The 25112-nt window shown below is 42.7% G+C and carries 20 protein-coding genes and 3 pseudogenes; 21 read left to right on the top strand and 2 right to left on the bottom strand.

Annotated elements, in window-relative coordinates:
• Position 1 precedes the first annotated feature (1 nt).
• The 7 genes from phnC to phoU all read left to right on the top strand — a co-directional run bounded on the left by phnC (position 2) and on the right by phoU (position 6184).
• Positions 2-760, top strand: coding sequence for a phosphonate ABC transporter ATP-binding protein (gene phnC / locus LCH52_04085; GenBank protein MCA0387651.1), 759 nt, complete (start codon positions 2-4; stop codon positions 758-760).
• Positions 760-1821, top strand: a complete 1062-nt coding sequence (gene phnE, locus LCH52_04080) for a phosphonate ABC transporter, permease protein PhnE (protein ID MCA0387650.1) — start codon at positions 760-762, stop codon at positions 1819-1821. Before phnC ends, phnE begins: the two co-directional genes overlap by 1 nt.
• 73 nt (positions 1822-1894) lie before the next feature.
• Entirely contained in the window at positions 1895-2779 is an 885-nt protein-coding gene (locus tag LCH52_04075) for a phosphate ABC transporter substrate-binding protein (GenBank protein MCA0387649.1), read from the top strand.
• A gap of 2 nt (positions 2780-2781) precedes the next feature.
• The gene (pstC, locus tag LCH52_04070; protein ID MCA0387648.1) at positions 2782-3768 is read left to right on the top strand and encodes a phosphate ABC transporter permease subunit PstC; all 987 of its coding nucleotides are present in this window, start codon (positions 2782-2784) and stop codon (positions 3766-3768) included.
• A gap of 1 nt (position 3769) precedes the next feature.
• On the top strand, positions 3770-4714 hold the full coding sequence (gene pstA, locus LCH52_04065) for a phosphate ABC transporter permease PstA (GenBank protein MCA0387647.1): 945 nt from the start codon (positions 3770-3772) through the stop codon (positions 4712-4714).
• Positions 4711-5472: a phosphate ABC transporter ATP-binding protein gene (locus LCH52_04060; GenBank protein ID MCA0387646.1), complete on the top strand. Its 762-nt coding sequence runs from the start codon at positions 4711-4713 to the stop codon at positions 5470-5472. Before pstA ends, LCH52_04060 begins: the two co-directional genes overlap by 4 nt.
• Positions 5473-5476: 4 nt before the next feature.
• Positions 5477-6184, top strand: a complete 708-nt coding sequence (gene phoU / locus LCH52_04055; GenBank protein MCA0387645.1) for a phosphate signaling complex protein PhoU — start codon at positions 5477-5479, stop codon at positions 6182-6184.
• On the opposite strand, the gene LCH52_04050 is transcribed toward phoU, so the two are convergent.
• Complete coding sequence (locus LCH52_04050) at positions 6181-6765, bottom strand: TetR/AcrR family transcriptional regulator (GenBank protein ID MCA0387644.1); 585 nt, start codon at positions 6763-6765, stop codon at positions 6181-6183. The two genes, phoU and LCH52_04050, sit on opposite strands and share 4 nt — an antisense overlap.
• Positions 6766-6947: 182 nt before the next feature.
• Between LCH52_04050 and LCH52_04045 the strand changes: the two are divergent.
• From LCH52_04045 to LCH52_04025, 5 genes and pseudogenes are all read left to right on the top strand, one after another.
• A pseudogene (locus LCH52_04045) lies at positions 6948-7454 on the top strand (SurA N-terminal domain-containing protein).
• Positions 7455-7526: 72 nt separating this feature from the next.
• Positions 7527-8228, top strand: a pseudogene (locus LCH52_04040) (peptidylprolyl isomerase).
• An 878-nt stretch (positions 8229-9106) separates the two neighbouring features.
• The gene (locus tag LCH52_04035; protein MCA0387643.1) at positions 9107-9814 is read left to right on the top strand and encodes a hypothetical protein; all 708 of its coding nucleotides are present in this window, start codon (positions 9107-9109) and stop codon (positions 9812-9814) included.
• Between the two features lie 8 nt (positions 9815-9822).
• A complete protein-coding gene (locus LCH52_04030; protein ID MCA0387642.1) occupies positions 9823-10380 on the top strand; it encodes a shikimate kinase in 558 nt (185 codons plus the stop codon).
• The gene (locus LCH52_04025; GenBank protein ID MCA0387641.1) at positions 10377-11447 is read left to right on the top strand and encodes a 3-dehydroquinate synthase; all 1071 of its coding nucleotides are present in this window, start codon (positions 10377-10379) and stop codon (positions 11445-11447) included. The genes LCH52_04030 and LCH52_04025 overlap by 4 nt, the downstream gene beginning before the upstream one ends.
• 17 nt (positions 11448-11464) lie before the next feature.
• Here LCH52_04025 and LCH52_04020 read toward each other — a convergent pair whose 3' ends face one another.
• Positions 11465-12580: a DUF2334 domain-containing protein gene (locus tag LCH52_04020; protein MCA0387640.1), complete on the bottom strand. Its 1116-nt coding sequence runs from the start codon at positions 12578-12580 to the stop codon at positions 11465-11467.
• 341 nt (positions 12581-12921) lie between these two features.
• Here LCH52_04020 and nadA point away from each other — a divergent pair.
• From nadA to LCH52_03975, 9 genes and pseudogenes are all read left to right on the top strand, one after another.
• A pseudogene (nadA, locus tag LCH52_04015) lies at positions 12922-13815 on the top strand (quinolinate synthase NadA).
• Between the two features lie 33 nt (positions 13816-13848).
• Positions 13849-14667 (top strand): phenylalanine 4-monooxygenase, encoded by an 819-nt coding sequence (locus LCH52_04010; protein MCA0387639.1) that lies wholly within the window; start codon positions 13849-13851, stop codon positions 14665-14667.
• Between the two features lie 56 nt (positions 14668-14723).
• Positions 14724-15182, top strand: coding sequence for a thioredoxin-dependent thiol peroxidase (bcp, locus tag LCH52_04005; protein ID MCA0387638.1), 459 nt, complete (start codon positions 14724-14726; stop codon positions 15180-15182).
• A 3-nt stretch (positions 15183-15185) separates the two neighbouring features.
• A complete protein-coding gene (locus tag LCH52_04000; protein ID MCA0387637.1) occupies positions 15186-15602 on the top strand; it encodes a 6-carboxytetrahydropterin synthase in 417 nt (138 codons plus the stop codon).
• Positions 15603-15604: 2 nt separating this feature from the next.
• A complete protein-coding gene (gene folE / locus LCH52_03995) occupies positions 15605-16180 on the top strand; it encodes a GTP cyclohydrolase I FolE (GenBank protein ID MCA0387636.1) in 576 nt (191 codons plus the stop codon).
• Complete coding sequence (locus LCH52_03990; protein ID MCA0387635.1) at positions 16177-16872, top strand: SDR family oxidoreductase; 696 nt, start codon at positions 16177-16179, stop codon at positions 16870-16872. The genes folE and LCH52_03990 overlap by 4 nt, the downstream gene beginning before the upstream one ends.
• A 184-nt stretch (positions 16873-17056) precedes the next feature.
• Complete coding sequence (locus tag LCH52_03985) at positions 17057-17632, top strand: sugar transferase (protein MCA0387634.1); 576 nt, start codon at positions 17057-17059, stop codon at positions 17630-17632.
• A 3-nt stretch (positions 17633-17635) separates the two neighbouring features.
• On the top strand, positions 17636-19276 hold the full coding sequence (locus LCH52_03980; GenBank protein ID MCA0387633.1) for a hypothetical protein: 1641 nt from the start codon (positions 17636-17638) through the stop codon (positions 19274-19276).
• Between the two features lie 87 nt (positions 19277-19363).
• Positions 19364-25111, top strand: a complete 5748-nt coding sequence (locus LCH52_03975; GenBank protein MCA0387632.1) for a C25 family cysteine peptidase — start codon at positions 19364-19366, stop codon at positions 25109-25111.
• Position 25112: the final 1 nt, after the last annotated feature.

Here is a 25112-nt window from a genome sequence, read left to right as displayed (position 1 = left end):
AATATTAAAAGTTGATAAAGTTCATAAAATTTATCCTTCCGGAACTCATGCGCTAAAAGGTGTCAGTTTCGATGTGAAGGAGGGGGAATTCCTCGTAATTATCGGTCTCAGCGGATCGGGTAAATCAACCCTTCTCAGGTGTATTAACAGACTTCATGAGCCGACTTCCGGTGAGATTACCTTCATGGGAAAAGATATTACACATGTTTCGGGCAAGGAGCTGCGAGGGTTGAAACAGCAGATCGGCATGGTATTTCAGCAGTTCAACCTGATAAAAAGAAGAAGTGTAATTACAAATGTTTTAACAGGGAGTCTCGGCAGGCTGAGTACCTTCCAGACGATTACCGAAAGTTTCCCTCCCGAATTGATTGAAGATGCGATGAATGCACTTCGCATCGTTGGTATCGAGGAAAAAGCATACATCAGGGCGGATGCACTTAGCGGCGGTCAGCAACAGAGAGTGGCTATTGCCCGCAGTCTGATGCAAAATCCAAAACTTCTTCTCGCAGACGAACCGGTCGCGTCACTTGACCCCGCAACTTCAAACTCGGTAATGCACTATTTCGAAAAGATTAACAAAGAACTTGGGACAACGGTAATCTGTAACCTCCACTTCCTGAGTCTGGTAAGAAAATATGCTTCGAGAGTAATTGCTCTGAAGGCAGGCGAGATCATATACGAGGGCCTGCCACACGATATCGATGAAAAATGGTTCAAAACAATTTATGGCGACGAAGCCGAAGAAGTGGAGATAAGATAATGGCACATGTTAATCCACATGATGTAATTGCCAAAAGAAACGATTATGTTTTAAGAAAAGCCAAAATAAAGGCAGCACTGCTCGATATTTTCTTTGTCTTCTACTCGATTCTGGTGATAGACAGGATAGTCTGGAACAGATTCATCCTCCAGATAAAAGATCTGCCGTTCAGTTGGACTGAAATTGGCATAATTGCTCTAATCAGTGCGCTTATCGGAACAATCTGGAGCCTTACCGGCACTTCTCTTTCCTGCCGGCTTGTAGGAATAGCAAAACCGGGCAAGGTAACGAAATACACAGTCGAGATTTTCGGCTGGTTCCTTTTCAATATTACCTTTATTGCCGGCTGGATTGTAACAAAAATATCGATAATCGACCTGTTCAGCGATGAGGGTGTTCAGGCTGCACAAAGGATATTCAGTGCCCTGTTCAATCCTCAAATGGCAATTTTTGATGAGGCACTTTTTGCCATTATTGAAACAATTTACATTGCACTCATCGCCACACTTATTTCGATTCCCATTACGCTGATTGTCAGCTTCCTCTCCGCGAGGAATCTTATGAACGACAACAAGTTTACACTGTTGATTTATGCTTTCCTCAGACTTGTTTCAAACTTCGTTCGATCAATCGAACCGTTGATCTGGGCAATTATCTTTTCAGTATGGATAGGAATTGGTGCTTTTGCAGGAATGATGGCGCTGCTTATCCACAGTATTGCATCAAACGCAAAGCTTTATTCCGAAGCCATCGAGTCGATAGAAGAGGGTCCCGTTGAGGCAATTTCTGCAACGGGAGCAAATAAAATTCAGATAATCTGGTTTGCCGTGATCCCACAAATTATCCTGCCGTTCCTTTCGTTCACCATCTACAGATGGGATATAAATGTGAGAATGGCAACCATCATCGGTCTGGTTGGTGGTGGTGGAATCGGAACGATGCTGATTCAGTATCAGGGTCTGGCACAGTGGCATGAAGTAGGACTTATCGTAATTATGATTGCCCTGGTGGTCTGGGTCATGGATTATATTTCAACAAAGATTCGTCAGGCAATTTATTAGTGATTAGACTTCTCTTCTCTTTGAACCTGTCACAGGTGAAACGGGAAACGGAAGATTTAGACAGGACATAAAATTGAAAAGACTTATTAAAACAGTAGCGGGCAGACATTTGTTCGCTGCTGTTTTTTTTTCATGGTTGGTCTTCAGCGGATGTGGTGACAGCACCCGGGGCATCACTCTCAATATAAAAGGGAGTGACACCATGGTAAATCTATGCCAAAAATGGGCTGAGGCTTATATGAAAAAGCACAAGGATGTGCGGGTTGCAGTTACGGGCGGCGGGTCAGGCAACGGAATCACAGCATTGATTAACGGTTCAGCCGATATTGCCTGCATGAGCCGGGAGATTCTGAAAGCCGAAAAGGAGAAAGCCGATATGAAAAAGATTTCGCTCTCTCTCACAAATGTTGCGTTTGACGGCATTACAATTGCGGTAAACAGCAGTCTGAATCTCGAAGAACTTACTCTGGCTCAACTTAAAGGCATCTTCACAGGAAAAATTAAAAATTTCAAGGAAGTTGGCGGAGTCGACCTTTCCATCAATCTCTACGGCAGGGACAATAACAGCGGGACATACCGTTTTTTTAAGGAAAACATCCTTGGAGGAGAGGAATTTGCAAGGTCAACTCAGGTTCTTCAGGGAACTGCCTCTCTTGCAGATGCCGTTGCTCAGGACGGGAGAGGGATTGTTTACGGAGGTATAGGCTACTTCATAAACAAACCCGGAATTAAAATCATAAAAATAAAATCGGCTGCGGGGGAAAAATCAAAGTCACCAGTCGACTCAAATCATCCAAATTATGAGGATATCAGATCAGGCAGGTATTACATTTCCCGTCACCTTCTTTTGGTTTCAACGGCGCAGGCAAAAAAAGGGGTAAAGGATTTTATTGATTTTGTACTCTCGGATGAAGGTCAGGAAATCGTGGCTAAAATGAATTACATCCCGTTGAGGTAGTGGTGGATCCGGAAAGAAGGATACCTGTAAAATTTTCTGTTGACCGGGATAAGTCAGTCTTTGCAGCCAAAAGAGGACTGAGTGCACTTACCGGCAACTCATTCGCTTCCTTCCTCATCAGATCGACAGGGGTTCTCGTCTTTCTCGTGACCGGTCTTTTTTTTGTTTTTATAATTTATCAAAGTCTTCTTGTCTTTAATTATCTCAGCCCTTCAGACCTTCTTTTTTCGACAAAAAACGGCGAAAAAGTTTTCGAATGGTATCCCGTTTCAGCAGACCCGAAGTATTCAATAGTTCCCCTGATTTTGGGGACAGTAATGACCGCCATACCGGCAACGATAATTTCTTCAATTTTCGGTGTGGGGATTGGAGTTTACATTTCGGAGTTTGCACCTCGCGCAATCAGCAGGTTCCTTAAGCAGATTATCGATATTTTTGCCTCACTTCCTACGGTTGCGGTGGGTTTTATCCTGTTGACGGTGGGCGTCACATTTTTTTCATCCCTTTTTGATCCCCAGAACAGGTTGAATGCCTTTTTATCTTCACTGGGACTCTCACTTATAATAATCCCGCAGATTGCTTCGCTCACTGAGGAGGCGCTCCGGGGAGTACCGGGGCATGTAAGGACAGCGGCATACAGTCTGGGTGCGGGACGGTGGGAGACGGTACGGAGTGTGGTTTTCCCGGCTGCAGTGAACGGGATAAGTGCGAGCATACTTCTCGGATTCGGCAGGGCTTTGGGGGATACGATGATAGTCCTGATGACATCCGGAAATGCAGCCAACATTTCGATGAATCCTTTTGGAAGTGTCAGAACAATGACAGCAACGATTGCTGCCGAACTTGGGGAGGTCTCCTCGGGTACGGCTCATTTTCAAACTCTCTTTTTTTTGGGGATGATCCTGTTTCTGATGTCTGTACTGATCAATCTTTTGGTAAAATATCTAATCAAAAAGTTGATTCAACAGTCAGGCGGCGAGGTCAGATAGCATGAGGAAGGGAAGCACGGTTGATAAATTTACTGTACTGTTTTTTGGAATCCTTTTTCTGATTCCTGCGCTTGTCTATCTCCTCTTCTTTCTTAAAATAGTTATCGAAGGGGTTCCTGTGATCACATGGGAATACCTGACCTCTGCACAGTCGAGTGATCTGGCAAATGGTGGAATAGGCACCGTAATCACTGGTACACTTGCAACAGTCGTGCTTATGCTTGCGTTTGTGATTCCGGTCGGGGTTACCACAGCTTTATATCTTGCTGAATATTCGATCAACAGGGCATTTGACAAGTTTTTCCTCTTCATGCTCTATAATCTTTCAGGTGTGCCATCGGTGGTTTTTGGGATATTCGGATTGGGATTTTTTGTTCTGAACATCGGGACAGGGATGGATTCATTTTTTGGACTTGAGCTTGTGTTCGGTAAGCCGTCAATGTTGTGGGCATCATTCACATTGGCATTTATGCTCGTTCCGATGGTGGTGATTACTACTTATCAGTCATTCAAATCAGTACCTGAGAGTTACCGTGAGACCGCATATGGTGCCGGGGCAACAAAATTACAGATGGTGAGGAGTGTTTTAATCCCTCATTCGATATCAGGAGTGTTTACAGGGATAATACTCTCTGTGAGCAGGGCTATTGGCGAGACCGCTCCGCTCCTCTTTCTGGGGTGTGCATTTTTCCTCCCTTCGGTTCCGGTTTTCGATCTTTGTGTCACCGGGTTCTGTTTCCCGTTGATAGATCCGACTGAACAATTTCTTTACCTGTCATACAATATTTTCATACTTTCAACGCAGTCGACGGCACAGTCAGCCACACTTCCTTATCAGTACGCCGGTACACTCGTGTTGATTTTCCTTACAATCGTTTGCAACTGTACTACAATCTATTTACGACATAAATTCAGAAAAATCACAAGCAGAGGCGAGGGAGAATGAAAGAAATAAAAATCAGATTCGAGAAGCTGAATGTAAACTTTGGTCCGGTTCATGCGATAAAAGATCTGAACCTCGAGATAGTAAATAAAAGAATAACATGTCTCATCGGTCCCTCCGGGTGCGGGAAAACCACACTTTTAAAGACTGTAAACCGGCTAAACGAACTGAAAAACGACTATTCCTCCAGCGGCAGGGTTTTAATAGACGGGATTGATGTCCTGGATGATGCCACTGATATCGCCAATCTGAGGAGAAAAGCGGCAATGGTTTTTCAAAAGCCCGCTCTCTTTGCCAAATCTGTTTTTGAAAATGTGGCGTTCCCTCTCAGGTTACAGGGGATAAAAAACAAAACTGAGGTAAGTGAAAAAGTCGAGATTGCTCTGAAACAGGCATCCGTGTGGGATGAGGTGAAAGACAGGCTGGATGAATCAGCATTCCGGTTCTCTCTCGGGCAGCAACAGCGGATTACGATTGCCCGGGCAATGATTTCAGAACCTGAAATTCTGATGCTCGATGAACCTACGGGCTCTCTCGATCCTTTCTCGACAAAAAAAATAGAAGACCTGATTTATGATCTTCGAAGAAAAGTGACAGTTATAATGGTTTCTCACAACCTTCAGCAGGTTGCTTCCCTGAGTGATTACACTGTGCTGATTAATGAGGGGACTTTGGTTGAAGCCAATCAGACGATAAAGTTTTTTACAAAACCGGAGAAAAAACTCAGTGAGGAATATCTGACAGGAAGGATAAAGGTTTAGCGGTATGCCCGAAAGAATAGATGTTCAGCTTTTTAAGTTAAGACGCCGGATGATTAAGATGTGCAGTCTCGTGGATGATCAGGTTGAATCTGCTTTGAAGGCTGTAACCACTGAAGATAATGAACTTGCTGAGAAAGTGATCAGGCTGGACCTGAAAGTTGATTCCTACGATCTTAAAATCAGTAAAGCCTGCCAGAAAATATTTGCACTGAATCATCCGCTTGCAGCCGACCTTCGATTTCTGATGTCTGCCCTGACAATCAACAATAACCTTGAGAGAATAGGGGACATAGCCGTAAACCTTTGTGAGAATTTCCTTCTGAAGGGTCGAAAACCCTCATTTTTTGAAAGAATAAAATTTCTCGATATGGCACGAATTGTCAGAGAAATGATTCAGAATTCCATCGATTCATTTATCCGTCTGGATCTTTCTCTTGCCAAAAAGGTGATTGTGGCAGACAAAGCTCTTGACAGAATAAATGTGGAAAATCACAGACTTATTATCGACATTATGAAGGAAGACAGGGATTCAATTGATGAGGCGGTTGCCTATATGGTTATGTGCAGACAGCTTGAACGGATAGGTGATCACGCAACCAATATTGCCGAGGATGTTTATTTTATTGTGGAAGCAAGAACCGTCCGCCACAATTACAGCGAGTTTTTCGAGGGTGACAGTTCAAACGGTCCCGGATCTACTGAAGAGGGCTAATAGTTGTTCAGACTGTTCAGCAGCAGTTCAAACTGATCGAGCATCTTTTGCATAAGGGATTCACTTTGTGTTTTTGATTCCGAAAGGTAGAAATCATTCAGAAAAGGGAGCATGTTTGTCTGCATTACGAACAACAGAGGGGCATCATCTTTGGGTGTGTTCAAGGCATCGTTAAAGTATGCGGTGAAAACAAGTTTTATCAACTGTTCCTCGTCCTTCAAAAGGGATTCCAGCAATTCTCTTTCACCCTGAAGGGTGTTTTCAGCGAGTTCCGCAAGCATCATCCCGTAAATCAGTTTGTATTTCGTTTTCAGATTCGCTTTCAGGTAGAAATAACTTCTGAAACGATCCGGGAATTTTTTCTCCTCATTGTTAAAAATTTCCCTTAACTCGGTGAAATAGTCGTTTATCTGCTTTTTTACGACAGCGAGGAAAAGTGCCTCCTTCGAATCGAAATAGTGGTAAACAGTCGATTTTGCGATTCTCAAGTCTCGGGCAATCTCGTCAAGGGTGGTTTTTGCAGTGCCATGCTTTACAAACCGTCTTTCGGCAGCTTTTAATATATCCGGGAGTCTGTTCATTCAGTGTTTCTTTAATGCTCGGAAATTCTTTCTGACAAAAATAGGGAATATTTTCTGAAATCGGCAGCATTTCAGAGAGTAATAAAATAATCTTAATAAATAAATTGATTTTGAAGGGGAATCTGACTAAATTTGTAATTCGTTTAAAAAAAATCCCGGAGGCATTCTTTAATATGGGTTATATGGATAGGATCAGGAGTTTAGCTCCGTGGTTCATTCTTGGAGTTGGTGGCATATTTATTTTATTCATGGTAGTCAGTGATATGAATTTCAGCAATCTTATGAACGCTGACCGTGGCTCCATTGGTGAGATAAACGGCGATAAAATTAACATTCAGGAATTTGAAACTTTTTATCAGAACTATCTTAACCGTCTCAAGCAGAGCGGTCAGGCTACTGACATGTCGAATGAACAAATGTACAGAGAGCAGGCTTGGGATCAGTTCGTTCAATTAAAGATACTTGAAGCAGCATACAAAAAATACGGCATAAAAGTCTCGGATGACGAGATCAGAAATGTTGTACTGGGTGAAAACCCCCCTGAATATCTGAAGCGTTCATTCATGGACTCAAACGGAGTGTTCAAAAGAGCAGAGTATGAAGCTGCATTGAAAGATCCGCGTAACAAAGAAAACCTGATTGCGGTTGAAGCTGAAATTAAGCAGCAAATCCTCTTCCAGAAGCTTCAGGCTATTGTCAGCGCCGGAGTTCTTGTAACCGAACCCGAAATGAGACGGAAATTCTCAGGTCAGGAACTTAAGATGAGTGCAGATTATGCTCTTCTTGATCTTAATGTCTATCCTGATTCAACCATCAAAACCACAGATGACGAACTTAAAGAGTTTTACAACAAAAACAGCTTTCTTTACAGACAGGATGCCAACAGAAAGATGAAGTTTGTTACATTTAAGATCGTACCGTCTGCAAAAGATTCGGCTGCAGTTCTTACAATTTTAAACAATGTGCTTAAGAGATTAAAAACAGATTCCGTCAGCACATTTCAGAGTTTTGTAGAAGCACAGAGTGAGTCTCCTTATTCAAAGGATACTTTCGCTGTAAATACATTGCCCGCAGCACTGAAGAATTATAAAGGTGATTTGAAAGCCGGTCAGATTGTCGGACCGCTCGCCGGTGATGGTGAGGTTGGTATATTCAAAATCTCTGATGTGGTTGAAGGCAAGGATATGTTTGCGAGAGCATCACACATCCTGCTGAACAAGTCGGGTGACGACAAAGCAGATCTTGAGGCAGCAACAAAGCTTTACGAAGAGCTGAAAAAAGGGAAAAATTTTGAAGCGACTGCAAAAGAAGTTTCGAAAGACCCCGGTTCTGCTGCCAACGGTGGTGATCTGGGCTGGTTCGGTAAAGGCGCTATGGTAAAACCTTTTGAGGATGCTTGTTTTAACGGACCGATTGGTGAAGTACAGGCTCCCGTAAAGACTGATTTTGGATATCACATTATTAAAGTTTCAGAGCGCTCTGCAAAGAAAATGGTCGTCGAGAAAATAGTTAAAAAACTTAACTATTCACCTCAGACAGTAACAATTCTTAGAAGAGATGCTGAAGACTTCCTGGCACTCGCACAGAAAATCGGAATTGATTCAGCAGCCAAGAGCAAAAACCTTGTTGCACAGGAAACCACACCTTTCACTGAGGAAGTGGCTGCAGTTCCCGGACTCGGTTACAGCAGAAATCTGGTAGCTGTTGCATTCAAAGAGGGACTGAAGGACTTTGCACCTGTAACCACTGTTGGTGATCAACTGGTTGTCGCACAGATCAGTGAAGTCAACGAAGCCGGTATAAAGAAATTTGATACAGTGAAGGAAGAAGTAAAAGCATCGGTGATCAAAGAGAAGAAATTTGCTTTGGCACTTGCTGCTCTGAATGATGTAAAAGGAAAGATTGGTAATGATCTTGCAAAAGCACCCGGATTCGACAAGAATATCAGATTCGGTTCCGCTGATTCATTTATCGTTGCCGGAAACATACCATCACTCGGTATGGACTATCCTTTCAGTCATGCAGCTTCAAAGGCTCCTTTGAATACCGTTACAGGTCCTGTAAAGGGAATCAGAGGATATTATTTAATGGTGGTTAAGATGAGACAATCATTCGATGAGCAGAAATATCTTGCTCAGAGGAACACCATTAGAGATCAGATACTCGGTGAACGCCGTCAGGCTGCTTTCCAGCAATGGATGGAGCATATGAAAAAAGAGGCAAGAGTAAAATACTTCGCTCAAAACTGATGTAACAATTTTAACCCCGCCTCGTGATCTGCCTCAAGCGGTCAAGGTGGGGTTTTTTATATCGAAGCGATAATCATAAATTGAATGTTGAAATGAAAATTTTTTTAATTACATCGTTTTTGATTATCACCCTGCCTTTTATTATAAATGGACAGAATGAAATCCGTATCTCCGCCGGTTTGAACTACAGCACAGCTTCAAGGATATTACCATATGCCAATGTCTCTGATTACGATCTCCGGGAAAGAGAGATATCGTTCGGGAGTTTCCTATCCCCTCATTTCTCGGTGAGTCTCGGGTTAACCGGTAATCTTGCTGCCGTTGCCTCCGTCGAGTATTCTTCAAAGCGAACCGAGTATTACGGTCAGACAGTGGACAGTGAATCAGGAACCATTTTCATACCGGTGAATGACGGTTACACATTTGTTCCGGTTGAAATATCGCTTGAATACCGGCTTCCATTCAGCAACGACACATGGCGTTTTTACATAGGCGGAGGCGGGGGTTTATATTTTTTCAACTCGCAAAGGGAAGTCGCCGGAATCAAACCCGGAGCCGGAGGATCGAAAGCATCGTATGGAATACATATTTTAAGCGGAATGGAATATTTTATTCAATCTAAAACCAGCCTTTTTTTTACAATGAAATTTCGCGATCCGGAAGTAGAATTTAACGGGGAATACGCTTCTTTAAACGGAGCCTACAATGGAAAGCCTGTCAGTCTCGGTAAAAAATCCTTTTATCAAAAACTTTCTCTCGAGGGGACTTCTTTCCTTGTCGGGTTAAGATACGGTCTTTAGGCAAAGATTTGCAAGAAAGAATTTATCTTACCGGTTTTATGGGAACGGGGAAAACAACACTCGGCAAAGTAATTGCCAACTGTCTCGGCTGGGACTTTTACGACATTGACAGGGAGATAGAGAAAGATGTTAAAAAGAGTGTAGCAAAAATCGTTCTTGAAGAAGGTGAGGTCTGGTTCAGGCAACTGGAAAAGGATAAGCTTGCTGAGCTGACACTTGTTTCCGGTGCAGTAATTTCGCTTGGCGGAGGTACGCTGATCGACAAGGAAAATGTCGAAATCTGCAAAGCTTCAGGATTGCTGGTCTACCTGAAAGCCGATCTTTCTGTTATATATCAAAGAATTCGAAAGAAGACCAATCGCCCCCTGTTTCGTTCCGAAAATGATTCCGAAATGAATGAGGATGAAGGGATGAAAAAGCTGACTGCCCTGTTTGAAGTTAGAAAAGCCGGGTATGAATCTGCGCACATTACCATTGAGACGGAAGCCGACAACTTTGGTAAAAGCATCGATAAAATTGTAAAACGAATAAAAACCGGAAAACCCGATAAAGGAAGAAAATCTTGAGGAACATTACCATAGAGAGCACAAATGGTTCGTTCAATTATTCACTCGTTTCAACTCTGAATGGTGTCAGGGAGAAACTTGTGAGTCTTTCTGAGAAGCACAGTTGTTTTTACATAATAGATCAGAATGTGAAGAATCTCTATTCCGGGCTTTTTGGTGATCTGCTTCTTCCCAATAATCACTTTGTGCTTGAGGCACATGAGGAGAACAAGTCGTTTGATACCCTTTTCGGGATATACGATTTCCTTTTGGAAAATCAGGCGGACAGGGGAAGTTGTATTGTTGTGATTGGAGGGGGAATAACAGGTGACACCGGTTCATTCGCTGCCTCCACATTCATGAGAGGGACAAAACTGGTGCATGTTCCGACTACACTTCTCGCGATGGTTGACAGTTCAATTGGTGGTAAAACTGGTGTAAACTACAGCAAATACAAAAATTTTATCGGAAGTTTTTATGAACCGGAGACAGTGATAACCTCGGCGAAATTCCTTGAGACGCTTCCTGAAGAGGATCTTTTGAGCGGTATGGGAGAAGTGCTGAAATATGCTCTGCTCGAAAAGGATTTTTTTGAATATTGTTTCGAAAAACTCGATGGAACCAACAATATCCCCGAGGAAGATCTTATCTATTTAATCAGCCGTTCGGCGAATATCAAAAATCATGTTGTTACGCAGGATAAACTTGATCTGAAGATGAGGCACGCTCTGAATCTGGGTCATACTTTCGGGCATGCGATAGAATCAGTATCCTCCTTTGGGATCAAGCATGGAATTGGTGTGATCGCCGGTATGAGGGGTGCGGCATTCCTTGCGAACAGGATGGGGATAATGTCGAAGTCCACTTTTGATAAGGTTGTATCATTCCTTTGCAGATATCCTGTAAAGAAGACGATTGCAGATTATGATTCCGAACTGATTTACACCGCGATGCAGGGTGACAAAAAACGGGTGAACGGTGAAGTAAAATTTGTACTTATCGGTGAACCGGGCGACCTTCACATCGATGTAAGTGCAAAAAAATCCGATGTAATCGATTCCATCAATTTCATGAAATCGACTGTTTGAATGCCTCCCGGGTGATGCTATTTCAAATAGAGCATTTTTCCTGAAAGCCGTTTTCCTTCAAATTCGAGTCGATAAATAAAGATCCCGCTTGATTCTGATCCGGGTTCAAAATTGAATGAATGTTCGCCTGACTCCTGATACCCGTTTACCAGATTCCTCACCTCTCTGCCTGTCATGTCAAATATCCTTAATGAGACAAACCCCGATGCCGGTAACCGGTAGGAAATTTTGGTTGAAGGATTGAAAGGATTGGGGAAATTCTGCGAGAGTTGAAACCCTTCCGGCGAGGAGGAGTTTGTTTCCGCAATTGAAGTTCCGACATCCCTGAAAGAGGAAGCTGCTTCGCTCAAGGTTTTGTATTTAATCTTTCCGCCAAATTCTCTGTTCAGGGAGTCCATCAGTTCTCCCATCCAGTTTACGACAATTCCATTCAAATACCCCTGTCTGATGAAAGGATCGTGATGGAGAATCACAAAATACTTGTCGGACATCCCGTTGGTTCTTATATCAAAAAGAGCCTGAGTCATTTTGGATCTGTAGGTGCCTTCGGTGAGTTGCCAGGTATATTCCTGATGCATTCGAAGGTTGTAGAGTCCGGGGAATATATAATCCTTTGTTACACCCGTAGAAGAGAGGAATTCAAAATTGTTTTCAACCAGGAGATCAAAGGTGGTGGTATCAGCGTAATGACCCGGCGGTACGAAGGATTTCGGAATGTATCCCAAAGAATCGAAAAGAAGTGTCATCCCTTGTTGCAGCATTTGCTGCTGAACGGAATAGGGGTGGTTGTAAAACTGGCTGACGCAATAAAATTCATGTCCCGTTGCGTTGCATTGGGGGCAGGTGTGGTTATAACCATGCTGAGAGATTTCATGACCGCGGACGACCGTGTTTTTAAGTTCTTTTGTAAGTGCACCGTTTGTGTTCATGCTCTCAATTAACCGGTGGGGCATCACTGCCCAGGTTACTTTTCCACCTCTCATCTCAACAGCAGTCTGAAATGGTGTTAAGCCGGCAGGCATGTAAGTTGTGTTTCGTGATTGAATATCATCCACTCTTATTACAAAGACGAGACTGTCCTGTGAAAAAAGCGAAATGGTGGTGAGGAGGAGAAGCGTTAATGTTTTTTTCATGTGCAATCGATAATTCTTAAAATCCATAATGCAAAATACGAAATTGTAAATCAGGGAGAAGCCGGTTTAAAGTGGAACTGCCGGAAAAGAGGGCGCATTTCCGGCAGTTAGTGTGTGTTACTATAAGGAGGGTATAAGGAACATCTCATCGAGTGCTATATTACTACAATTATCATGCCAAAATAAAATGTTTTATTTGGTGTGTTTTTATTTACTGATTTATCGATAAATTTCCGTGTCCGAGAAAATTTTTTCAAAAATGAGAATAAGAAAAGAATATAATGTTAAAAGAATTACTTGAGAACAAAACTGCGATCGACTATGAGAAGGAGATAATCCGTCTTAAAGAAGAGATGAACGCCGTTATTCTGGCACACTACTACCAGACGGGCGACATTCAGGAGCTCGCAGATTTTATCGGTGACAGTCTTGAACTTGCAAGGAAGGCAAAGGAGTCGATGGCAGATGTCATAATCTTTTGTGGTGTACACTTCATGGCAGAGACTGCAAAAATACTTAACCCGGAAAAACTCGTGTTACTTCCTGATCTCGAAGCGGGTTGTTCACTTGCTGACTCATGTCCGGCAGAACCTTTTGCCGAGTTCAAAAACAGGTATCCCGATCATCTGGTTTTAAGCTATATAAACTGCTCCGCAGAGATAAAGGCACTAAGTGACATCATAGTCACCTCCAGCAATGCAGAAAAGATAGTAAGACAGATACCCCTTGATCAGCCGGTAATTTTTGCTCCCGATAAAAATCTCGGGAAATACATAATGAAAAAAACCGGCAGGGAGATGGTGCTCTGGGACGGCTCCTGCATTGTTCACGAGACTTTCAGTCAGAGGAAAATTGAGGAGTTGATGCTCCTAAATCCTGATGCAAAATTGATTGCACATCCCGAGTGTGAAGATCATCTGCTGGAGAAGGCATACTTTATCGGTTCCACCTCCGCACTTCTGAGATTTGTGCAGACTGATTCCTCAACCGAATACATTGTTGCTACCGAACCCGGAATAATTTATCAGATGGAGAAGGCAGTCAAAGACAAGAAATTCATTCCCGCTCCGGGTCAGGATGAATCGTGCAGTTGCAACAACTGTCCTTACATGAAGCTAAATACAATGGAAAAACTGTATCAGTGCATGTTGAGAAAGTCACCGGAGATTACAATGCCGGAAGTGATAAGGGTAAAGGCACTAAGACCTCTCGAAAAAATGCTGGAGATGAGTTAACAGGATTTAACAACATACAACGGAGATCAAAAAATGTTGGATGAAAAAGAATCAAAATATAAAGGTGCATACGAAAAAGCTGCAGATGAGGAGATTGACCCGAGGTGCATACCGATGACCCTCGAAGGTCTTCCGCCTGTCGGAGATCAGATTGTCACACCTGAATACAGTGATGATGACAATGACACATGGGGACAACTCTACAGGAGACAGACTGGATTGCTTGAAGGGAGGGTATGCGAAGAATATATAAAGGGTGTTGAACTGATGGGTTTTGATGATAAAAAGATACCCTCCTTGAAGCATCTGAGTTCCGTTTTGGACGGCACCACCGGATGGAAGATCGGGAGAGTACCGGGATTGATCCAGGCGCAGAACTTTTTCGAACTGCTGAGGCAAAGAGTTTTTCCATCCACTGACTATGTAAGGGGGAAGCACGAAATTGACTATACCCCCGCCCCCGACTGCTTCCATGACATATTTGGACACATGCCATTGCTGACCAATAAAAACTTTGCAAATTTTTACCAAAAATTTGGTGAGGCAGCACTTCGGGCAAAAGGGGAGCAACAGATATTTCTTGAAAGGTTTCACTGGTTTACAGTTGAATTTGGTTTGATAAACACATCTGCCGGAAGAAGGATATACGGAGCAGGCATAGTTTCCTCATTTAAAGAGGTCGATCATGCCCTCGGAAGTGAGGTTGTGGTTCACAATTTTGATCCTGAAAGGATAATTCACCAGGAATATGAAGTCTGGCATCTGCAGCCCGTCCTCTTTGCAATCAATTCTTTTGAAGAGCTTGAGAAAGGATTCGACCGCTGGACAAAAAGTGCGGGGATTTTGAACTAAGCACTAAAAAGATTGTTATAACATATATTGATTATAACTTTTATGGAGATGAATTTATGTTAAATGCCGGAGATAAGGCTCCTTATTTTGAACTTTTGAATCAGGACGGTGAAACAGTAAAACTGACTGATCTGAAAGGGAAGAGTGTTGTACTGTTTTTTTATCCAAAAGATAATACAAGTGTATGCACAAAGGAAGCTTGCAGCTTCAGAGATGAACTTTCAATATTTGAAGGTGTAAATGCAACTATTATTGGTGTCAGTGGTGATTCTGTAAAGTCACACAGAAAATTCGCAGACAAATACAACCTGAATTTCACACTCCTGAGCGATGAGAGCAAGCAGATGCTGGAAGCATATGGTGTGTGGAAAGAGAAGAGCATGTACGGGAAAAAATATATGGGAATTGAAAGAACAACTTTTGTAATTGATCCTGAAGGAACAATTAAAAAAGTGTTCAACAAAGTAAAAGTGGAAGGTCACACAGAAGAAGTGAAGAAAGCTCTGAGCGAATAGATTATGGGACCGAAAGTTTTTGTCTCCCGGCGCGAGGTGTTTTCTTCAGCCCACCGGCTCTACAACCCTGATTTCTCCGATTCAGAAAATGAGGAAATCTACGATAAATGCAACAACTATCATGGACACGGTCACAATTATATTCTGGAAGTGGTGGTCGAAGGAGAGATTGATGAGCGCACAGGATATGTGTTGGACCTGAAGCAGTTGAAAAGAATAATCATAGATAATGTGATCCGTAAAGTTGACCACAAACATTTGAATCTGGATGTTGATTTCATGAAAGGGGTAATCCCCACTGCAGAGAACATAGCAGTAAAGATTTGGGATCAACTCGTCGATAAAATTCCTAACGGCAGACTTTACAAGATAAAATTACATGAAACAGAGAATAATTTCGTTGAATATTTTGGAGATTAGAGATGGACATTGAGAGAGTACAAGGATATGTTGAGCACATACTGACAGAGATTGGTGAAAACCCCGAGAGGGAAGGACTGTTGAAAACCCCCAAAAGAGTGGCAAAAGCCTATGAATATCTGACTTCGGGTTACTCAAAAGATATAAACAAGGTTTTAAACGGTGCAATATTTAATGAGGAGTACGATGAGATGGTTTTGGTAAGAAACATCGACTTCTACAGTATGTGTGAGCACCACATGCTTCCTTTCTTTGGGAAGGTCCACATTGCCTACATCCCGGACGGGAAAATAGTGGGATTGAGCAAACTGCCACGGATTGTGGAAGTGTTCGCAAGACGACTTCAGGTGCAGGAGAGAATGACAAAAGAAATCGCTGACACGATTAATACCTACCTTAAACCAAAAGGGGTTGCGGTCGTTTCGGAAGCATATCACATGTGTATGATGATGCGTGGAGTTGAAAAACAAAATTCCTCGACCACCTCTTCCACCATGCACGGAGTTTTTAAGAATGACCCCAAAACCAGAGTGGAATTCCTTAGTCTGATCAGAACGGGAGACTCCAGAATATTATGATGAACATCTGGATATCCGGTGCGAGTACGGGAATCGGAAAAGCGCTTGTGGCTGAGGCTGTTGCCGGTGGATTCCGGGTGATCGCCACTTCAAGAAACAGGGAAAATCTGGATTCGCTTCTTAGTTCGGTCAACTCCCCCAATCTTAAAACTGCCGTATGTGATGTGTCTTCTTCAGGGAGTATCGAAACTTTTTTCAAAACTGAACTGGACGGGGAAGCACCATCAATTCTGATTAACTGTGCAGGGGTTACAACTTTTAAAGAAGCTGTGAACACCTCGATTGCGGAGATTGATGCAATTATTAAAACCAATCTGTTAGGTTCCGTGTACACGATTCAGACAGTGCTTCCATCAATGATCAAGCGAGGTTCGGGTACAATTCTGAACATTTCATCGGTTGCATCCCGGGATGTGTTGAAGGCGAGCAGCATCTATTCCGCGTCGAAGGCAGGACTGCTGCAATACAGCCGGGTGGTGCGGGAGGAGGTCCGTCAGCACAATATTAAAGTGATAGATGTGTTGCCGGGAGCCACGGAGACACCGATCTGGCATGAAAAAGTCAGGGATAAATACCGGGAGAGGATGATGCAACCTGAATCACTCGCAAAATTTATAGTGTGCTTCCTTAAAGACGACACAAATATCGTTCCTGAGGAGATCATTTTCAAACCGGTTACCGGAAATTTATAGTTTTATATGATTTGGGTCAAATAAAAAAAGAATAAGGTCGTTTATTCCGTTAAATGATTTTGATAAAATCAAAACAAATATTAATTTTGAAGGTTACAAAATTGAGATAATTAACGGAGATTAAATAGCCGATTTGCAGAATAGCTTAAGAAGTAATTGGCACGGTGAAGAAATAAACAGCCTTATGGGAAGAACCGGAAGTTTAATAAAAAGGCTCACAGATATAATCTTGAGCAGTTTAGCCTTGATTCTGTCGTCACCTGTCTTGCTAATAGCTGTAATTGCTATTAAACTTGAGTCGAAAGGTAATGCCTTTTTCATTCAGGATCGAACAGGTCTTGGTGGGAAACCATTTAAAATGATCAAACTTAGAGGTATGATAGACGGTGCCGAGCAATTGGGACCCGACTTTACCCAAAAAGACGATCCCCGGTTGACCAAAGTCGGGAAGATCCTTCGCCGCACCTCCATCGATGAAATCCCTCAGGCAATAAATGTCCTGCTGGGAGATATGAGCATTGTTGGTCCGCGTCCCGAACTTACCAAGATAACCGATCAGTTTACTCCCGAACAGAGAGAGGTATTCAATTTCAAGCCCGGTATCACAGGCATTTCCCAGATAAACGGCAGGCAGTCATTGTCACCCGAGGAAAGAGTTGTGATGGAAATTGACTATTACCGTCAGGCGACATTCTGGTCGGATTTAAGAATTATTCTCAGAACTCCCAAGGTTGTAATAACAAACGAAGGAAACATATAAGAATTGAAAAAGGTCCTTATAATAGCCTTTCTCATTTCTTCCACACTTTTTTCCCAGCCTGAGCCCGTAAATTCCGAAAATCCGGTTTACTTTTTCCTGAGAAGAGCTTCCATCTCGGGTTATCTCAACTTTTACGACGATGCGATACTTCCCAAAAGTCACTCGGAAATTATAAAACATCTCAAAGAACTCGACAGTAAACGGGGTGAGTTGAGTCCTGCCTTCGTGAATGAACTTGAATACTACAAAAAAAATTTCCTTCCCGGTGAATCCGGTGAGAAACTGACCTTCAGCAATTATTTTACATCTGATTACCCGCAACATCTTTATGAACATCAGGGTAAAAATTACAATGTTTCAATTGATCCCGTACTGGGACTCAAGGTACACGGTACCAATCTTCAGGGGTTTGACGGAAATTCCGCAGCATATCTGAGGTATGGCGGTTCGGTACGGTTCAATTACAAGGACTGGCTCTCGGCTTACATTATCGCCTGGAACGGAAATACTTACGGGTCGAGACAGTTGAATCAGACTGACAATCTGGTGGCTCAGAAATTTACTTTCAGAAGAACGGGACTCGAGCATTTTGACGGCACCGAGGGGGGTATCTTTTTCGAGAAGGATATTTTTTCCGCCTCGATTTCACGAAACAGGGAAGTGTGGGGAGAAAACTTTTTCAACAAAGATAAAATTTCAGCCACCTCACAGATGTTCGACAAGTTAAGTTTTGCCATTAAAACTGATTTGTTCTCATACAGTTATTTACATGGCTGGCTTGTTATGCCACAGTATATCATTCCGGGGAATGTGATTACAGGGGACACAAAAGCCCGTGTCGAAAAATACACAGCTCAGAACCGAATCTCAGTCGATTTGTCATCAAAAATCAGAGTAGCGGTGTGGCAGTCAATAATATACTCAAACCGTTCCTTTGAACTTGGTTACCTCAATCCTTTCCTTTTCTGGGAGTCCGCACAGAGATCACTCGAGGACCTGGATAATTCGCTGATCGGAATAGATGCAAGATACAGACCTGCGAGGGGAGTGGAACTGACTGGTTCTCTGATTTTTGATGATATCAACTTCCAATATATGGTACCCGGTAAATTTCAGAAATTTAACAACCGGTTTTCCTTCCTTGCCGGGCTTATTTACATCCCTTCCTTCGACGATAAGTTTACAGTCAGTGCCACATATTATTTTGTGAGACCTTACACATTCGCGCACCCTGCGGCGGGGGAAGACCTTGCATACTTGAACAACAGTTTCCCTCTCGGACTGGATGTGAAGCCGAACTCGGATATGATAAATCTGAGACTTGACTGGCAGGTAGAGTCATATCTTCGCTTTTCACTGGACTACAAACACATAAGGCATGGCGAAAACATCTATGATTCTGCCGGAAACCTTGTGGAAAACCATGGCGGTTCGTTTTTCATAAGCACAAATTCACTCTCGAATGAAGACGCATGGTTCCTTTCCAGAGAGTTTCAGAACACAACGCTTGTTGAACTTGCGATGAATCTTGTTCCGGGAGCAAACACTGTTATAAAAGCGGGTTATATTTACCGTAAAAGCAATTTTTTAGAGCCTTTCCCCGAAAGCTACTTCTACGCTACCCTGAATCTTTTCTATTTTTAACCATTTAGATATTAATTTTTTCTCTTGTTTTACAATTTGTTTTCATTGTAAATTGAACTTTAATTTCAAGAAACAACGGTTTATTTTATGCTCAGACTTCGCGGCTTAATTATACTCTTTCTCCTCGCCTTAATTGCCGAAATCTTTCCCCAAAAGTATGTAATTCTCGAAAAAACTCCGGAATACATGGTGTTAAAGTTCGATCTCCGCAATTTTACGAAGGTCAGGGATACATTAATTGGCGGACGGAAATTCTCGTATTTCCCGGGCGATGGAATGTATTTTATGAAGGAAGGGGAGCCGGCAATACCTGAGTATTCAGTCTCGGTAGGAATAAGTTACAATTCAAAACCAAAGATATCCGTGATTGCCTCTGAAAGAGGGGAGACCGAAAACCGTTTTATTCTTCCTTTTTCTCTCGTCGATTCAATTGCTTTCAAGCCTGAACTGCTCTTTTTCGACAAAGACCTCTACAATATCGATCGTTATTTCCCGAGTGCGCTTGCCCGTCTCGAGGGAAGATATTCATTCCGTTTTTCTGAAATTCAACCGGTAATAGTTTCTCCCTATCAGTACAATCCTGTGTCGAGGGAGCTCGTACGATACAATTCGATCACTGTGAGAATCGATTATAACATCGAATACAGTGATGCATTTATGGTCACACCTGTCAATGATCTGGCGACCGCTCAGTTTCTTAAAAACACAATCATTAACTTTGAAGATGCCAAAAAGTGGATTGGTGAGAAAAAATCAAATCTTCCCGATAACGCCGCCTCACAGACCAAATGGTATGATCCCGCAAAGCAATATTTAAAATTGTATCTGAACAAAAGAAACATATACAAACTGACTTACGAGGAACTTATTGAGGCGGGAATGCCTGCAAACCTCCAGATTCAGAATAAAAAACTTCAAATATTCGGACCCCAAGGGGAGATTCCACTGGCAATTTATGGAGATAATGATTCCATTTTTACCCGTAGAAGTTACATTATTTTTGCGGGTGATTCGATGCCGCCTTCCCCGCATGCAACACTGAATTTGTACAACAAGTCGAATGTTTTTTGGTTCTCCTACCAGGCTGATACAAGCGGATTGAGGTATAAGGACAGAGACGGAACCATCCCAACTCCCACAGCGGGACTTAACTTCACAGAATGGAAACTTCATTTTGAAGAAGACAAAATTTATGAACGCCTGGGATGGGCTCCAAACGGTAACAGAGATTACTGGTTTTGGCAACGGATAAATGCCTTCAGGGGGGTTCCTGAGAATGGATTCGCTCATCGATTTGATGTTTTGCCTAATTTAGCGCCAGAGGCAACGAGTCTCAGGGTTCGAGCTGAGATTCATGGAATCACGACAACAGTTTACCCTTGCAATTATGTACACAGTGTTAATCTCTTTATTAACGATAAAAAGCTTGCTAATCTTAAGTGGAACGGGCAGGATAAAATACTCTATGATTCCACATTTAATATTCTGACCGATTCAATTGTGATTGCCAGCGCTGGTAACCAGTTCAAGATAGTGACAGACGGCAATATATGCCTTGACGACCGGAATGATGAACTCAGAGTAAACTGGTATGAACTTTATTACTACAGAAGTCATCGCGCTTCGGGAGAATATTTCAATTTTAAAAGTCCCCCAAACACGGGCTACCAGACTTTTTGGATATTCAATTGGACTGGTGATACAATGTTCGTTTATGTCCCAGATAGAAAAGAGAGAATAATAAAACCATGGATTCTTAGAAATCCGCAAGGGGATGTTCTATTCCGAGATTCACTTAGATCCGATAGTGTTGAATATTTCGCCGTCGATGCCGATTATGGATTAAGAGTCGACTCTATAAAAGTGGATGTACCTTCGAATATCAAAAATCCAAATAACGAAGCCGACTACATCATTATCTATCACCCGAAGTTCAAACAGATTGCCGACAGACTTGCACAGTTTCGCCGGACGACGCCTGTTTCCCCGGGTGAGACACCGTTGCGGGTTTACAGCGTTGATGTAATGGAGATTTACGACGAGTTTTCCGGCGGTCTTATGGACCCGTTTGCTATAAAATCTTTTTTGAAATATGCCTTCGAGTCATTCCGAAGACCGGCACCCCTTTATGTCACTCTCCTTGGTGACATGAGTTTTGACTATAGAAAAATTCTTCCCGACAGCCGGGAAAACTATATCCCGTCGCTTCCTTTCCACTCGATTCAATACGGAATTGCTGCGAGTGACAATTCCCTGGTCGCTTTGACGGGAGAAGATATTACACCCGACATGGCAATATCGCGGCTTTCAATCGAAACAGTTGAAGAGGGAAATATAGTAATGGGGAAAGTGGAAAACTACCCCGGTGACAACACCAAGAAATGGAGGGAGTCGGTACTTCTTATGTCTTCCGGTATTGACGAGCAGGATGAGCTCCAATTTGGATTTAACAGAGAATCACTAAAACTCAAAGACAATTTTCTGGAGCCAAAAGGATTCAATGCGATTGCAATCTGCAGATACCCAAGCAATCCTGAAGAGCAAAAATACAAGGGATCAACTCCCGAAATACTGGAGGCTTTCGACAAGGGGGTTGTGGTTGCAAATTATTATGGACACGGAGGCGGTTATCAGTGGGATCTCATTTTCACAAATAACCACATCTATCAGTTGCACAATGATGACCGGCTTCCTTTTGTAATTAGCGTTACCTGTTACACGGCTCACTACGACAACCAGGATGTATTTGGAGAGCAGTTCCTGAAAATTCCGAACAAAGGTGCAATCGGATTTTTCGGAAGTTCGGGTCTCACTCACTGGCAGATTGGTACATATTTTAACGGTCTTCTCTTCGATGAGATGTTTAATTTGAAGAATTATGTTACCGGTCTTTCCACGCTTGCGGCAAAAGTAAGAACTCCACCCGTCGGCTACTACATTAACCAGATTGCACTTCTTACATATCTTGGCGAATCGGGGCTCCGTCTTGCGGTTCCCACAAAACCGGATTTCGCAATTGCAAACAACGACTTGAGTTTTTCTTCCACTACACCGCTTAAGGGTGACACACTCTCGATGATGGTGAAGATGTCCAATTATGGAATTAAAACGGGTGATTCGGTAAATGTGACCTTAAGTTTTATAGCCAGTGACACATCGGGTATCATAAGCACCAAACGAATTCCTGTATTTGGCAATAACGATTCACTCACTTTTAAGTGGGCTACACCGGTAAGCGGTTTAATAACCATTTTTGCAGAGATAAATCCCGGTGGACTCGTGGATGAAGATGATTTGTCAGACAACAAAGGGCAAAGACAAATAGCTGTTTATGACATATCAGAACCGAGTCTGCTCTATCCTCCCGACGGGTTTACCTCACAAAAATTCACGGATATCGAACTTGCTGACATCGGCTATTACATAAACCGCGGGTTTGTTTACGGTGTTGAAATAGACACCGCTTCAAATTTTGCATCACCACTTTTTGTACTTGAAAATTTGAAAGGAAATGAGGGTCTTCTCAAGTATTCATTGTCCGTTCTTCCTCCGGGAAGATATTTCTGGCGGGCAAGGATAGTCGACGGTCAGGATTACGGCAGATGGTCGAGCCCCAGAACCTACTCTTCTGTGGATGGTGAAAAACGGGGTTATTACTTTAAAGGCAATCTGCTCCTGAATTCAGAGATACATAATCTTACTTATTCAAAGATTTATGACGGACTTTTGCTAAACACTGAGCGAAAAGTTCCGAGACCGGCAAATCCAAGATTAAAACGGGAGTTCGCTCTTACGCATATCGAGGAACTTGATACTGTCGGGATGACATGTTTGACCACAGACGGCAAGTATCTTTATATTGCTGATTACTGGTTTGATGTACAAAAAAGGAATCCTGACGGTAAATCGCAAATATATATAGTCGGTACCGGAAAAAACGGAACGAATCAGGGTGAATTTTACGGTACAGTCCCCGGGTTCAAACAGCAAATCAGGCTTCAGATGGCATACCTGAACGGGCATATCTACTATCCCGGTGAAAACTCAAATGTTTTGTATAAACTGGAACCGACGGTCGGAAAGCTCGACAGTATTCAACTGACTCAAGGGTTGCTCGATTTCGATTTTGGTGATGAGAGGGTTGTAGGGAAGTATATGATTGCTGCCTATGACGGGAAAATTTATAACTTCGCCAACAAACGAATCAACGGCAGAAGGGCTTCGATAGTAAGAGTATTCAATCCGGTAAACTGGAGTGTTGAACGGGATATCGAGCTTCCTCTTATCGAGCCTTATGCATCTGTAGCCGGGTTTTTCATAGTTGGTGATATTCTGTATATGTACGAGGACTACGCTTCCGGATTTTTTATGGCGGCAAGACTCTCGGATGGCAGCTACCTCGGAGAATGGTTGAGCTGGGATACCAAGGTGCTGAGAGACTTGAAACGGTTCTATTCATGGGTTTATGACGAAGACAGTGACGAAATATATGCGACAGTTTACCGTCGAAATGACACGATACAGAAGCGAATTGCTGTTTTTGCCGGGTATTATGTCGACTCGGAGGGAAAACTTGTCTCCAAGGAGATCGGACCTGCTACGAAATGGAACAAGGTTAATTATGAAATTGTGACAAGCAACGCAACTTCACTTTATCAGGTTGACCTTCACGGACTCAACAGTACCACAAGGCAGTGGGATACACTTCGTGTTGGGATACCGAACGGTTTTGATATCTCAGGATACAACCCGCAGGCATATCCCTACATGCGAACAGTTGTTTCGATGGAGGACACATCGTACTCCACCACCAATCCCATGTTTATCAGGTCCATACATGTGGATTGCGAAACAGAGGTGCCGGAAATTACCATCTCAAACAACGATTTCACATTCGATCCCGACAGTCTGATTCAGGGTTTTGATATTACTGTCTCGCTTAAAGTGAGGAATATCGGGAAAGTGCCTTCTGATTCCACCACAGCGAAATTATATCTTGGAGATGCCGACGAACCTTTCTACACAGAAAAGTTCAAAATTGCAGCGGATACATTTCATACTGTCTCGCACACAATCAATACTTCAAAGATAGTTTTCAACAACAAGGTTCGCGCAGTAGTCACGATGGAGGGAACAGAGATGTACACCTTCAATAATATTGGTGCTGACAGTTTCTATGTAACTCGTGACACGATAAAACCCGATTTTACCATTACCTTTGACAAGCGGGATCTGATAAATGGCGACATTATTTCGAGTAACCCGCTTATCGAGATCGTGCTCACGGATAACAGCCCGTTACCACTCGATACTACACGGTTGAGTCTTGTGCTCAACGGAAAACCTGTGGGTTTCAAAAAGGACACGGTAAACACTTCGTACACACCATGGCCCAATTCACGACTGGATGTGACCTGGAAACCATGGTTAAAGCAAGGTAAACAGACACTTGAGGTTTTCACAAAAGATGCATCTGACATACCGTACAGTAATGTAGCCCAAAAGTACCAGTTTTTCATATATGACAAAGATGATATACAGCAGATTTATAATTATCCAAATCCATTTGCAAGTGAGACCTGGTTCACTTATGAGTTGCGTGGAAATACTCCGCCTGAAGAGGTGAAAATCAAAATATTCACAATTGCCGGAAGACTTATCAAGGAACTTGTTGTTCCGTCGACAGCAATGCAGATTGGTTTGAATAAAGTCTACTGGGATGGCAGGGATGCTGACGGTGATGAAATAGGAAATGGTGTATATCTTTATAAACTTATCACCAGGTATAAGGACCGGACAAAAACGAGTATTGAAAAAATAGCGAAGGTTAAATAGA

It is taken from the genome of Bacteroidota bacterium, from assembly GCA_020161395.1.
Classification (GTDB): domain Bacteria; phylum Bacteroidota; class Ignavibacteria; order Ignavibacteriales; family Ignavibacteriaceae; genus UTCHB3.
Note: the sequence above shows the minus strand (reverse complement) of the source record. Positions and strands in the feature narration are given on the sequence as shown.

Coding starts and splice junctions, on each gene's coding strand:
- phnE (MCA0387650.1), top strand. CDS start 760: ATGGCACATGTTAATCCACATGATGTAATTGCCAAAAGAAACGATTAT.
- pstA (MCA0387647.1), top strand. CDS start 3,770: ATGAGGAAGGGAAGCACGGTTGATAAATTTACTGTACTGTTTTTTGGA.
- LCH52_04060 (MCA0387646.1), top strand. CDS start 4,711: ATGAAAGAAATAAAAATCAGATTCGAGAAGCTGAATGTAAACTTTGGT.
- phoU (MCA0387645.1), top strand. CDS start 5,477: ATGCCCGAAAGAATAGATGTTCAGCTTTTTAAGTTAAGACGCCGGATG.
- LCH52_04050 (MCA0387644.1), bottom strand. CDS start 6,765: ATGAACAGACTCCCGGATATATTAAAAGCTGCCGAAAGACGGTTTGTA.
- LCH52_04035 (MCA0387643.1), top strand. CDS start 9,107: ATGAAAATTTTTTTAATTACATCGTTTTTGATTATCACCCTGCCTTTT.
- LCH52_04020 (MCA0387640.1), bottom strand. CDS start 12,580: ATGAAAAAAACATTAACGCTTCTCCTCCTCACCACCATTTCGCTTTTT.
- LCH52_04010 (MCA0387639.1), top strand. CDS start 13,849: ATGTTGGATGAAAAAGAATCAAAATATAAAGGTGCATACGAAAAAGCT.
- bcp (MCA0387638.1), top strand. CDS start 14,724: ATGTTAAATGCCGGAGATAAGGCTCCTTATTTTGAACTTTTGAATCAG.
- LCH52_04000 (MCA0387637.1), top strand. CDS start 15,186: ATGGGACCGAAAGTTTTTGTCTCCCGGCGCGAGGTGTTTTCTTCAGCC.
- folE (MCA0387636.1), top strand. CDS start 15,605: ATGGACATTGAGAGAGTACAAGGATATGTTGAGCACATACTGACAGAG.
- LCH52_03990 (MCA0387635.1), top strand. CDS start 16,177: ATGATGAACATCTGGATATCCGGTGCGAGTACGGGAATCGGAAAAGCG.
- LCH52_03985 (MCA0387634.1), top strand. CDS start 17,057: ATGGGAAGAACCGGAAGTTTAATAAAAAGGCTCACAGATATAATCTTG.
- LCH52_03975 (MCA0387632.1), top strand. CDS start 19,364: ATGCTCAGACTTCGCGGCTTAATTATACTCTTTCTCCTCGCCTTAATT.